General features: G+C 64.2%; 11 protein-coding genes. 5 read left to right on the forward strand and 6 right to left on the reverse strand.

Going from position 1 to position 12573, the window contains the following annotated elements; genetic code table 11:
* Nucleotide 1: 1 nt before the first annotated feature.
* The 5 genes from denD to AKN83_RS04055 form a co-directional block, all read right to left on the reverse strand.
* Nucleotides 2-988, reverse strand: a complete 987-nt coding sequence (gene denD, locus AKN83_RS04035) for a D-erythronate dehydrogenase (RefSeq protein WP_050404715.1) — start codon at nt 986-988, stop codon at nt 2-4.
* A gap of 52 nt (nt 989-1040) precedes the next feature.
* Nucleotides 1041-1949 (reverse strand): carbohydrate ABC transporter permease, encoded by a 909-nt coding sequence (locus AKN83_RS04040; RefSeq protein ID WP_050404716.1) that lies wholly within the window; start codon nt 1947-1949, stop codon nt 1041-1043.
* On the reverse strand, nt 1942-2901 hold the full coding sequence (locus AKN83_RS04045; protein WP_050404717.1) for a carbohydrate ABC transporter permease: 960 nt from the start codon (nt 2899-2901) through the stop codon (nt 1942-1944). The genes AKN83_RS04040 and AKN83_RS04045 overlap by 8 nt, the downstream gene beginning before the upstream one ends.
* Before the next feature lie 106 nt (nt 2902-3007).
* Nucleotides 3008-4330: an ABC transporter substrate-binding protein gene (locus AKN83_RS04050; RefSeq protein ID WP_050404718.1), complete on the reverse strand. Its 1323-nt coding sequence runs from the start codon at nt 4328-4330 to the stop codon at nt 3008-3010.
* Nucleotides 4331-4443: 113 nt separating this feature from the next.
* On the reverse strand, nt 4444-5511 hold the full coding sequence (locus AKN83_RS04055) for an ABC transporter ATP-binding protein (RefSeq protein WP_050404719.1): 1068 nt from the start codon (nt 5509-5511) through the stop codon (nt 4444-4446).
* A 205-nt stretch (nt 5512-5716) separates the two neighbouring features.
* Here AKN83_RS04055 and gntR point away from each other — a divergent pair, with 205 nt between their 5' ends.
* The 4 genes from gntR (at nt 5717) to AKN83_RS04075 (ending at nt 10429) form a co-directional block, all read left to right on the forward strand.
* Nucleotides 5717-6745: an HTH-type transcriptional regulator GntR gene (gntR, locus tag AKN83_RS04060; RefSeq protein WP_050404720.1), complete on the forward strand. Its 1029-nt coding sequence runs from the start codon at nt 5717-5719 to the stop codon at nt 6743-6745.
* A 224-nt stretch (nt 6746-6969) separates the two neighbouring features.
* Nucleotides 6970-8808 (forward strand): IlvD/Edd family dehydratase, encoded by a 1839-nt coding sequence (locus AKN83_RS04065; protein ID WP_050404721.1) that lies wholly within the window; start codon nt 6970-6972, stop codon nt 8806-8808.
* A gap of 122 nt (nt 8809-8930) precedes the next feature.
* Complete coding sequence (locus AKN83_RS04070) at nt 8931-9662, forward strand: SDR family oxidoreductase (RefSeq protein ID WP_050404722.1); 732 nt, start codon at nt 8931-8933, stop codon at nt 9660-9662.
* A gap of 20 nt (nt 9663-9682) precedes the next feature.
* Nucleotides 9683-10429, forward strand: a complete 747-nt coding sequence (locus AKN83_RS04075) for an SDR family NAD(P)-dependent oxidoreductase (RefSeq protein WP_050404723.1) — start codon at nt 9683-9685, stop codon at nt 10427-10429.
* Between the two features lie 211 nt (nt 10430-10640).
* Here the strand turns inward: AKN83_RS04075 and AKN83_RS04080 are convergent, their stop codons facing one another.
* On the reverse strand, nt 10641-11510 hold the full coding sequence (locus tag AKN83_RS04080) for a LysR substrate-binding domain-containing protein (RefSeq protein WP_050404724.1): 870 nt from the start codon (nt 11508-11510) through the stop codon (nt 10641-10643).
* A gap of 92 nt (nt 11511-11602) precedes the next feature.
* On the opposite strand from AKN83_RS04080, the gene AKN83_RS04085 reads away from it, so the two are divergent.
* The gene (locus AKN83_RS04085; protein WP_050404737.1) at nt 11603-12517 is read left to right on the forward strand and encodes a DMT family transporter; all 915 of its coding nucleotides are present in this window, start codon (nt 11603-11605) and stop codon (nt 12515-12517) included.
* Nucleotides 12518-12573: the final 56 nt, after the last annotated feature.

Below are 12573 nucleotides of genomic sequence, written 5' to 3' on the forward strand. Positions count from 1 at the left end.
GCTAGGCGGCGAACTTGCCGCCCAGTTCGTCCTCGATGTGGATGCGGATGATGTCGTCGAACGTCTTCTCGGCGGTGGTGAAGCCGAGCTTCAGCGCGCGGTCGGTGGCGAAATCGCGCGGCCAGCCCGAGACGATGCCGATGATGGTCGGATCCGGCACCCGCTTGATCCGCGCGGTGACGTTCTTGCCGGCAACGCGCTCCAGCGCTGCGATCTGCTCGCCGACGGTGACGGACATCCCGGGCATGCTGAGATTGCGCCGCGGCCCCATCGCGTTCAGATCCATGGTGCCGGCGTGGACCAGGAAGCCGACCGCCGATTTCGGCGAGGCGTGCCAGTGCCGCACGTCCTCGGACACCGGCAGCACAGCCTCCTCGCCCGCCAGCGGCTCACGGATGATGTTGGAGAAGAAGCCGGACGCCGCCTTGTTCGGCTTGCCCGGACGCACGCAGATCGTCGGCAGGCGGATCGAGATCCCGTCGAGCAGGCCCTTGCGGGTGTAATCGTTGATCAGGAGCTCGCAGATCGACTTCTGGGTGCCGTAGCTGGTCAAGGGCGTATGGAAGAACTCGTCGCCGATCTTCTCGGGGAACGGCGCGCCGAACACCGCGATCGAGGACGTGAACACCAGGCGCGGCTTGTAGCCGCCGCCGACCGCGCGGATCGCGTCGATCAGATAGCGGGTGCCGTCGAGGTTGATGCGGTAGCCCTTGTCGAACTCGGCCTCCGCCTCGCCCGAGACGATCGCGGCGAGATGGAAGATCACGTCCGGGCGCTCCGCGATCAGCGGCACTGCTGCGCCGGCATCGGCGAAATCGGATGCGACGACATTGACCGGAATCGCGGCGTTGGCTGGCTTGGCCGGCGCGACCACGTCCTGCAAGGTCATCCTGCTGATGTCCTGCTTGCCGAGCCGGCCCTCACGCAACAGACGCTCGGTCAGCTTGCGGCCGACCATGCCGGCGGCGCCCAGAATCAGAATGTGCACGACCCTGCTCCTTCTCTTCTCTTGTTCGAATTCAGATGCGGGCCTTGCGCGTCTATTCCTTCACGGCACCCGTCATCGCCGAGACATAATGCTCAACGAAGAAGGCGTAAAGAATAACCAGCGGCAATGAGCCGACCAGCGCGCCCGCCATCAGCGATCCCCATTTGTAGATATCGCCGTCGACGAACTCGTTGACGATGGCAACCGGTACCGTCTTGTTCGGGGTCGATTGCAGGAACGTCAGCGCATAGATGAACTCGTTCCAGCACAGAGTGAACGAGAAGATAAAGGCGGAGATCAGGCCGGGCACCGCCAGCGGCACGATGATCTTGACCAGGATCTGCCAGCGCGACGCCCCGTCGATCAGCGCGCACTCCTCGAGCTCGTAGGGGATGGTCTTGAAATAGCCCATCAGCAGCCACGTCGAGAACGGGATCAGCAGCGTCGGATAGACCAGGATCAGCGACAGCGGCGAATCGAACAGCCCATAGGCCTGGATCACCGAGGCCAGCGGGATGAACAGGATCGAGGGCGGCACCAGATAGGCGAAGAAGATCAGCACGCCGACCGCGTCCGCACCCTTGAAGCGCAGCCGGGTGATCGCATAGGCCGACAGCACGCTGGCGACGATCGACAGGAACGTCGCGCCGACCGCGACATACATCGTATTCCAGAGCCAGCGCGGATACTGAGTCTCGAACAGCAGCTTGCTGATGTGCTTGAAGGTCGGATGAATCACCCAGAACGGGTTGAACTTTTCCATGTCGATGAGCTGTTCGTCCGGTTTGATGGACGTCAGCACCATCCAGTAGAACGGGAACAGCAGCACCACGAGGATGATGAACAGCGGCAGATAAAGCGTAACCAGGCGCCGCGGCAGCGACTCCAGGTAGCTCATGCCTTCGGTGTCATCGCCGGCCTTGGCGGTCGCAGCCTTCGATTGCAAGGTTGAATCAGTCATTGTTCGATCCTTGCTGCCATTTGCGGCGTTGCATTCCGAACCAGGAGATGGCGATGGCCGCCACCAGGAACGGAATCATCGCGGTGGCGATCGCGGCGCCCTCGCCCAGCCGCCCGCTGATGATGCCGCGCTGATAGCTCAACGTCGCCATCAGGTGGGTCGCATTGACCGGGCCGCCGCGGGTCAGCGCCCAGATCAACTGGAAGTCGGTGAAGGTGAACAGCACCGAGAAGGTCATCACGACGGCGATGATCGGGGTGAGCAGCGGATAGGTGATGAAGCGGAAGCGCTGCCAGCTGGTGGCGCCGTCGAGCGTGGCGGCCTCATAGAGCGACGGCGAGACCGTCTGCAGGCCGGCCAAGAGCGTGATTGCGACGAACGGAACGCCGCGCCAGACATTGGCGAAGATCACGCTGGCCCGCGCCCAGTCGCTGTCGCCGAGGAAATTGATGTTGCTGTGGATCACCCCGAGCTTGATCAGCGACCAGGAGATGATCGAGAACTGAGAATCGTAGATCCACCAGAACGCGATCGCCGACAGCACAGTCGGCACGATGAACGGGATCAGCACGATCGAGCGGATGATCGCCTTGAACGGCATGTGCCGGTTCAACAGCAGCGCGAGATAGAGCCCGATCGCGAATTTGATGGCGCTTGCGATCAGCGTGTAGAACAGGGTGTTGAACACCGACAGCCAGAAGATCGAGTCATCCCACAGCCACTGGTAGTTCTCGATGCCGATAAAGGCGCCGGCGCGGCCGATGCGCTCGTCGGTGAAGCTCATCCAGACGCCGAGGCCGAGCGGATAGGCCAGAAACAGGATCAGGAACGCCGCCGTCGGCAACATGAACCAGAATGCCGCCCAATTGCGGTTTCCGCTGAGCCGCGACCAAAACGACGGCTCGCCTGCCGCGACGGCTTGCGCCGGCATCGATGTCTGGACAGTGCTCATTCGCTCTCAACTCCGAATCATGCGGTGACGCGCGACCAATTTGCCGTGCGTCACCTCAGATCGCCCATGGACCGGTGCCGGCGCGGCTGCCCGCGCCGGCCGTCACCTAGCGGAAGATGCGCTTGGCCGCGCGTTCGGCCGAGGCCATCGCGGTCTTCACGTCTTCGCGTCCGGTGCAGTAGTTCGCGTACATGTCGACCACGACAAAGTCGGCAATCGCGGCCGCCGCGTTTTCGCTCATCTGCGCCTCGCCCGCCGGGGTCGACGCGGTCTGCGCCACGCTCCGATAGGGCGTCGTCTTCGGGTCGGCGGTCCAGACCGGATTCTTGTCGTAGTCCAGCAGGAAGTGCGACAGATAGCCCTGCGCCGCCTCGATCCACGGATTGAACTGATCCTGCTCCAGCATGAAGGCGGTGAACGCCTTGCAGGCCTGCGGATACTTCGAGAAGCTGAAGATCAGGATCGGGAAGCCGAGATGCAGCTCCCGCGTCTTGCCGTCGAGACCGGCCGGCAGGTGCGCGTGATTCATGTCTTCGGCGATCTGCGGATTCTCCTTCTTCGCCGTGACGTAGATCGAGATGCCGTTGACGGTGAGATGAAGCTGCCCGGCGAGGAACGCCTTGTTGTTGGAGCTGTCGTTCCACGACGCGGTCCCGGGCACGAAATTGTCGTAGAGGCCCTTGACGTATTCGAGCGACTTGGCAGTTTCCGGCGAATTGACGACGACCTTGTTGTCCTTGTCGATCAGCTTGCCGCCATGCGCCCACAGCGCCCAATGCAGCCAGCCGTTGGCATCGCCGGAGGCGTGGCCGAGCGCCATGCCGGCCGGGGTGCCGTTCTTGTTCATGCCCTTCACGAGATCGGCGAAGCCGGCGAGATCCTTCGGGAACTCCTTGTGGCCGGCCTTTTCCATGGCCGCGACGCGATAGTTGACGAGACCGCCGGTGGCCGCGACCGGAATGCCGATCCACTTCCCGTTCAGCATGCCGTACGCCTTGCCGGAATCGGCCCAGCCACCGCACTTCTTGCCGAGATAATCGGCGACGTCAGTGACGTCGACGCACTTGCTCGGGAACAGGAAGGGCAATGAATAGAGGCCCCACACCATGTCGAGGCCCTGCCCCGTATTGGCCGCGACCGAGGCCTTCGGCTGGATGTCGTCGTAGGATTCGTTGGAGACGTTGATGGTGACGTTGTTGGCTTTCTGGAAGGCATCGACGATCTTCATGAAGGCCACGTCCTCGGCTTCCACGAAACGCTTCCAGCGCAGCAGGTTGATCTTGGCGCCCGGCTCCGGCTTCCATTGCGACGTCTGCGCCCAGGCCTTGGCATAGCCGAGCAGCTGATCGCTCGACATCGTTGCCGCGGCGGCCAGCATCGTGGCGCCGCCCTTGAGCAGCGAACGGCGGTCAGTGTTGAACATGGACATTGGCAATTCTCTCCCGATTTTTGGTTGTTGTTCAGAAATGATCCCTGCCGCCTGCAACGCCGCGGCCGAAACCCCGGTCGAATGATGCACGGACGAGACGTGCGGGTCGGCGGTCAGCTATTCAGTCGTTTCCCCGTCGAATCGTCGAACAGATGGACTAGCGCCGGATCCGGCTTGAGCCGGACCTTGTCGCCCGGGTTGAACAGGTGGCGCTCGCGGAACACCGCGACGACCTGCTCGCCGCCGAGCTTGGCGAACACCTGGGTCTCCGAGCCGGTCGGCTCGACCACAACGATCTCGGCCTCGGCGCCGTCATCGGCGATGGTGAAATGCTCCGGCCGCACGCCGTAGACGGCGGGTTTGCCGTCGGAATTGGCCGGCGCCGATTTCAACGGCAGCCTGACGCCGTTCGGCCCCTCGAAATAGGCGGCGCCGTTCACCTTCACCGCGCCTTTAAGGAAATTCATCGCGGGCGAGCCGATGAAGCCGGCGACGAACTGGTTCGCCGGTGTGTCGTAGAGTTCGAGCGGCGAGCCCATCTGCTCGACGATGCCGTCATGCATCACGACGATCTTGTCGGCCATGGTCATGGCCTCGATCTGGTCGTGGGTGACGTAGACGGTCGTGGTCTTCAGCCGCTGGTGCAGTTCCTTGATCTCGGTGCGCATCGCAACGCGCAGCTTGGCGTCGAGGTTCGACAGCGGTTCGTCGAACAGGAACACCTGCGGATCGCGCACGATTGCACGCCCCATTGCGACGCGCTGGCGCTGGCCGCCGGAGAGCTGGCGGGGATAGCGGTCGAGCAGCGGGGTCAGCGCGAGGATTTCCGCGGCGCGCTTGACGCCGGTCGAGATTTCCTCGGGCTTGGCGCCGCGCAGCTTGAGCGAGAAGCCCATGTTGTCGGCGACCGTCATATGCGGGTAGAGCGCGTAATTCTGGAACACCATCGCAATGTCGCGCTCTTTGGGCTGGACATTGTTGACGACGCGGTCGCCGATCGAGATCGTGCCCGAGGTGATGTTCTCGAGCCCCGCCAGCATGCGCAGCAGGGTCGACTTGCCGCAGCCGGAGGGGCCGACCAGAACGACGAATTCGCCGTCCTCGATCGGGATCGACACGCCGTGCAGGACTTCAAAATTGCCGAACGATTTCCGCACGTCGCGAATCTGGACCGACGACATCCACTTCCCTCCTCAAATTCCCGACGGCATACGACGAGTGCCGCCACCGCTTTGTTTTGTTCCGACCACGCTGGGTGCGCGGCTGTGCTGGACTGGGTTTATTGTCCGCAGTTTATCCGGTTTTGGCAATCGTTCGATTAGCAATCGCGTGGTAGCGCTGTCAATATCGGTTTGTCTGCGACGAACGTCGTGGTATCAGCGGCAAATGGCCCCGAAGCGCATCATGCCAGGCAAGATACGGCTCGCCGAAGTTGCGAAGCTCGCCGGCGTCAGCCCGATCACGGCCTCACGCTTCTTCAGGAATCCGCAAGCGCTCTCGGCCGGCAAACGCGCACGGGTCGAAAGTGCGGCAAAAGAGCTCGGCTATGTGCCCAATCTCGCGGCACGCGCGCTTGCCTCGCAGCGCACCGAGGTGATCGGCGTCCTGATCCCGTCGCTGACCAACAACGTGTTCTCCGACGTGCTGCGCGGCATCTATGACGCGCTCGACGGCAGCCGCTACAGCATCCAGCTCGCCAACACCCGCTACAGCATCCTGCAGGAAGAGCGCCTGCTGCGTCTTTTTCTGGCACAAAAGCCGGCCGGTCTCATCGTCACCGGAATCAACCAGACTGCCGATTCACGGGCCATCATGGAGACGGTCGATTGCCCGATCGTTCAGATCATGGAAATCGGTCCCTCCCCGGTCGACATGATGATCGGATTCTCGCATTTTGACGCCGCGAGAGCGGCAATCGGCCATCTGCTCGCACAGGGCTACCGGCGCATCGGCTTTCTTGGCGCACGGATGGATCCGCGGGTGCAGCGCCGGCTCGACGGCTATCGCGCCGCGATGAGCGACGCTGCACTGCTCGATCCGCAGCTCATCGTCACCACGGCGATTCCGACCTCGGTGACGCTGGGCGGGACGTTGCTTGCCGACCTGCTCGCCAAGGCGCCGGACATCGACGCGGTGTTCTGCGTCAACGACGACCTTGCGCTCGGCGCACTGTTCGAATGCAAGCGACGGCACATGGCGGTGCCGGGCCAGCTGGCGATCGTCGGTTTCAACGACCTCGAATTCATGGCATCGAGCGAACCGACGCTGAGCAGCGTGCGCACTAACCGCTACGAGATGGGCAGGAACGCTGCCGCGATGGTGATCGAGACGCTGGAGGGCCGCCGCCCCGCCGAGCCTGTCGTCGATCTCGGCTTCAGCATCATGGAACGGCAGAGCTCGGCGCGACGCGGCTGACATCAGCCCGACACCAGGCTGTCACAAGGGACGTGAAAACAACAAAAATGATAGCGCAACCAAACGCCTTCAACTAAGGTCCAATCCGATCGTTGAAACACCTGTGCGTGATCGCTTCGGTTTGTCTTGGGTTTGTAATGCGCGACGATTTGCGCAAGGTAGAACAACGTTGAACCAGAGCCCTTGAATGGGCGTATCAAGAATATGCATTGCGGGAGAAGCCAATGACAAAACCCCACACCAACGGGCACAGCGCCGCAGGCGAGACCAACAAAGGCAAGGGCCGCCGGCTCCGCTCCCAGGAATGGTTCGACAACCCGCACAATCCGGGCATGACCGCGCTCTATCTCGAGCGCTATCTCAATTACGGCCTGACACGCGAGGAATTGCAGTCGGGCAAGCCGATCATCGGCATCGCCCAGACCGGCAATGATCTGTCGCCCTGCAACCGGCATCACCTCGAGCTCGCGCACCGCGTCCGCGAGGGCATCCGCGCCGCCGGCGGCATCGCGATGGAGTTTCCGACCCACCCGATCCAGGAGACCGGCAAGCGCCCGACCGCGGCGCTCGACCGCAACCTCGCCTATCTCGGCCTCGTCGAGGTGTTGTTCGGCTATCCGCTCGACGGCGTGGTTCTGACCACCGGCTGCGACAAGACCACGCCGGCCTGCATGATGGCGGCGGCGACCGTCAACCTGCCGGCCATCGTGCTGTCGGGCGGGCCGATGCTGAACGGCTGGCACGAGGGCCAGCGCACCGGCTCCGGCACGGTGGTCTGGAAGGCGCGCGAGCGGCTCGCCGCGGGCGAGATCGACTATGAGCAGTTCATCGAGATCGTGGCCTCCTCGGCGCCGTCGGTCGGCCACTGCAACACGATGGGCACCGCCTCGACGATGAACTCGCTGGCGGAAGCGCTCGGCTTCTCGCTGCCGGGCTGCGCGGCGATCCCGGCGCCCTATCGCGAGCGCGGCCAGATCGCCTACGAGACCGGAAAGCGCATCGTCGACATGGTCTGGGAGGATCTGAAGCCGTCGGACTTCCTGACCCGCGAGGCGTTCGAGAACTGCATCGTGGTCAACTCCGCGATCGGCGGCTCGACCAATGCGCCGATCCACATCAATGCGCTGGCGCGCCATGTCGGCGTCGAGCTGTCGATCGACGACTGGCAGAAATACGGCCACGACGTGCCGCTCCTGGTGAACATGCAGCCGGCCGGCTTCTATCTCGGCGAGGAATATCACCGCGCTGGCGGCGTGCCCTCGGTGGTGCGTGAGCTGATCAAGCACAAGCGCATCCATGAAGGCGCTCTCACCGTCAACGGCCGCACCATGGGCGAGAACTGCAAGGAAGCGCCTGCTCCCGATGGCGACGTGATCTGGGCTTACGACAAGCCGCTGGTAAAGGACGCCGGCTTCCTGGTCTTGCGCGGCAATCTCTTTGATTCCGCGGTCATGAAGACCAGCGTGATCTCGAAGGAATTCCGCGACCGCTATCTGTCCAACCCGAAGGACCTCAACGCCTTCGAGGGCCGCGCCATCGTGTTCGAAGGCCCGGAGGACTATCACGCGCGGATCGAGGATCCCGCGCTCGATATCGACGAGCACTGCGTGCTGTTCGTGCGCGGCACCGGCCCGATCGGCTATCCCGGCGGCGCCGAGGTCGTGAACATGCAGCCGCCGGCAGCGCTGATCAAACGCGGCATCCTGTCCCTGCCCTGCATCGGCGACGGCAGGCAGTCCGGCACCTCGGGCTCGCCCTCGATCCTCAACGCCTCGCCGGAGGCCGCCGCCGACGGCGGGCTCGCGATCCTCAGGACCGGCGACAAGGTGCGCATCGACCTCAACAAGGGCAGCGCCAACATCATGATCTCGGAGGATGAGCTGCGTACTCGCCGCGCCGAGCTGAAGGCCAAGGGCGGCTTCCCGCACCCGGCCAACCAGACGCCGTGGCAGGAGCTCTACCGGCAGACCGTCGGCCAGCACGCGACCGGCGCCTGCCTCGAGCTCGCAACGCGCTACCACGACATCGCCGGCAAGGTCGGCGTGGCGCGCGATAATCACTGAAGCATCGTCATTGCGAGGAGCGTAGCGACGAAGCAATCCATAGCCCCGCAGAGGAGGAATGGATTGCTTCGCTTCGCTCGCAATGACGAAACAAAGATCAAGACGAACTCTGGGAGATATGAATGTCCAACCGACTGAAGGGCAAGCGCGCCGTCGTCACCGCCGCTGCGGCGGGCATCGGGCGCGCATGCGCGATCGCATTCGCGCGTGAAGGCGCAACCGTGATTGCCACCGACATCAACGAGAGCGGCATCGCCACGCTCGGCAAGGAAGGCGTCGCCGAGACCGCCCGGCTCGACGTTCGCAGCACCGCAGACGTCAACGCTTTCGCCAAGCGCATCGGCAAGATCGACATCCTGCTCAATGCGGCGGGCTTCGTGCATCACGGCACCATCCTGGACTGCTCCGACGAAGACTTCGACTTCTCGTTCGATCTCAACGTCAAATCGATGCACAGGACCATCAAGGCATTCCTGCCCGCGATGCTGGCGGGCGGCGGCGGCAGCATCGTCAACATTTCGTCCTGCGCGGCATTGCGGCCGCCGGCCAACCGCTATGTCTACAGCGCCTCGAAGGCGGCAGTCTCGCTGCTGACCCGCGCGGTCGCGCTGGATTTCATCACCCAGGGCATCCGCTGCAACGCGATCTGCCCCGGCACGGTCGAGACGCCCTCGATGCTGGAGCGAGCGGCCGCGGCAGGCCCTGACGGACGCGAGAAATTCGTCGCCCGCCAGAAGATGGGTCGGCTCGGCACCGCGGAGGAGATCGCTGCGATGGCGGTCTACCTTGCGAGCGACGAGGCCGCATTCACCACCGGCGTCGACATGGTCGTCGATGGCGGCTTCATGCTCTGACGTTCACGAAGGCATCCAACATGAACAAGATCGATCTCAACGGCCGCTGCGCCGTCGTCACCGGCGGCGCGCAAGGCTTCGGTCGCGCCATCACCGAGCGCTTCGTCGCCTCCGGCGCCAGGGTCGCGATCTGGGACTTCGACCAGCCGCTCGCCGAGAAGACCGCGAGGGCGATCGGCGAGAACGTGATCGCGGTCAAGACTGATGTCACCGATCCCGCCGCGGTCGACGCCGCGCGCGATCGGACGCTCGGAGCGTTCGGCAAGATCGACATTCTGGTCAACAATGCCGGCATCACCGGAGCCAACAAGCCGGTCTGGGAAACCGATCTCGACGATTGGCGCAGGGTGATGCGCATCAACCTCGAGGGTCCCTTTATCTGCTGCAAGGCGATCGTGCCGGCCATGATCGGCCAGAAGTACGGCCGCATCGTCAACATCGCCTCGATCGCCGGCAAGGAAGGCAATCCAAACGCCGCGCATTACTCCTCGTCGAAGGCCGGGCTGATCGCGCTGACCAAATCGCTCGGCAAGGAGCTCGCGCAGCACGACATCCTGGTCAATGCGGTGACGCCCGCCGCGGCGAAGACCGCGATCTTCGACCAGATGACGCAAGCGCACATCGACTTCATGCTGTCGAAGATTCCGAAGGGCCGCTTCGTCCAGGTCGAGGAACTCGCGTCGATGGTGGCGTGGCTGGCGTCGGAGGATTGCGCGTTCTCGACCGGCGCGGTGTTCGACATCTCCGGTGGGCGGGCGACGTACTAAAGCGGGATGAGCTTTTGTTGAATTGGCTTGGCGCGGTCTCGGTTCACCTCTCCCCGTTGGGGAGAGGTCGGATTGCGAAGCAATCCGGGTGAGGGCTTTTGCTCTATCGATAGACCGTAACCCCTCACCCGATTTGCTACGCAAATCGACCTCTCCCAAGGGAGAGGTGAACTTTCGACGCCGTTCCAGCTGCGCCTAATCTCATCAGGTTTTAGCTCCCCCGCCTGACCGGCTGCCGCAGCGCCGCGACGAGATGATCGGCAAGCAATGACGCCGCGCGCGACAGATTTTGCGCGCGATGCAGACGGATTTCGGCGCGCGGCAACCGCGGCATGCCCTCGCGTGCGGTCAGGCGCCGCAAGGTCGGCGGAAAGGTGCCGGACTTCACCACCGTCACGGCAAGCCCCTGGGCTGCGATCGCCTCGACCGCAGACAGGCTGTGGCTGACGAAGGCGAGCCGCCACGGCCGGCCGGCTTCGTCCAGCGCCTGCATCGCCCAGCTCCGGAACAGGCAGCCCTGCGGATAGAGCGCGACCGGCAGTGGATCGAGCGCTTCGACACGATGCGCGGCGCTCGCGGCCCACACCGCCTGCTCGGTGCGCAGCAACTCGCCCTCGCCGCGTCCTTCCGGGTGCATCGCGATCACGAGATCATAGGCTTCGCCGAGCCGGTCCGTCATCGACGATGTAAGCCCGGTCTCCATCTCGACATGGATCAGCGGATAGTTGGCGATGAAGTCCTTGAGCAGTGGCGGGACGATCAATGTTCCGTAATCGTCCATCACGCCGAGGCGAACCCGCCCGTCGGTGCCATGCGCGCGCACCCGGCCGACCGCCTCCGCGTTGAGGCTCAGGATGCGGCGGGCGTATCCGAGCAGCCCCTCGCCGGCCGCGCTCAGGTCGACACTGGACGTGCTGCGGTGAAACAGCTCGGCCTGCAGCCGCTCCTCCAGCCGCTTCACCTGCATGCTGATGGCCGACTGGGTCCGGTTCAGCGCCGAGGCCGCGCGGGTGAAGGAGCGATGGTCTGCCACCGCGACGAACGCTTGCAGCAGATCAGGGTCGAGGACGGGCGCACTCATAACGATCCGTGATTTTGTGGATCAAAACTATTCGATTTCATGATTATGTCCCTTTCCCTAGATTGCGCAAGCAAAACAAGGGGATCGAGGCGATGAGCGAAATCTGGGGGGTATTGGCGGCGGTGCTGTCGAGCGCGATCGGCGGAACCTCGATCGGGGCGACGCGGTTTCTGGTCAACGCCATCGATCCGCTGGCGATCGGCGCGTTCCGCTTCGGCATCGGCGTCCTGCTGCTGCTGCCGCTGGCCCTGCTGCAGCGCCGGAGCCGGCCGCCGCGGCGCGACTGGCCTGGCGTGGCCGGCCTCGGCCTGCTGTTCTTTGCGGCGTTTCCGATCCTGTTCAACGCCTCGCTGATCTTCACGACCGCCGCGCGCGGCGCGCTTGCGCTGTCGACGCTGCCGCTGCTGACGCTGCTGGTCGGCGCGGCGCTGGGCGCCGAGCCGCTCACCGCGCGCAAGACCACCGGCGTCCTGGTCACGATCCTGGGGGTCTCGATGGCGCTGCTCTCCGGCCTCGCTACGGCGCCGCCGGGCGCCTGGCGCGGGGATCTGTTGATGGTCGCGGCCGCGCTGTGCATGGCCCTCTACAGCATCTGGTCGAAACCCTATATCCGCCGCTCCGGCCCGATCCCCTTCACCACGCTCGCGATGGCCGCCGGGGCCGTGGTGCTCATTGTGGCCTCGCTGCTGCGCGGCAGCTTTGCGCCGGTTGCGGATTTCGGTGCGCCGCAATGGTTTGGCGCCACCTATCTCGGCGCCATCGGCGCCGCGCTCACCTTCTATCTCTGGGCCTTCGCGCTGGAGCGGACGACGCCGACCCGGGTCGCGATCTCGGTCACCGTCAATCCGATCGCGGCATCGCTGGTCGGCGCGGTGCTGCTCGATGAGCCCTTGAGCTGGAATCTGATGGCCGGCATCGTCACGGTGTTCGCAGGGATCTGGATCGCGACGACCCAGCCGCGCCGGGCGCACGCGCCCGGCAACATGGTCGCACCGGATACGCGCTGACCCGCGCCCACTCGCCAGCAAAGCCGTCAGCGAATCCGTGCTAGCCTGACCTCAGG

The sequence above is a fragment of the Bradyrhizobium embrapense genome, assembly GCF_001189235.2.
Classification (GTDB): Bacteria; Pseudomonadota; Alphaproteobacteria; order Rhizobiales; family Xanthobacteraceae; genus Bradyrhizobium; species Bradyrhizobium embrapense.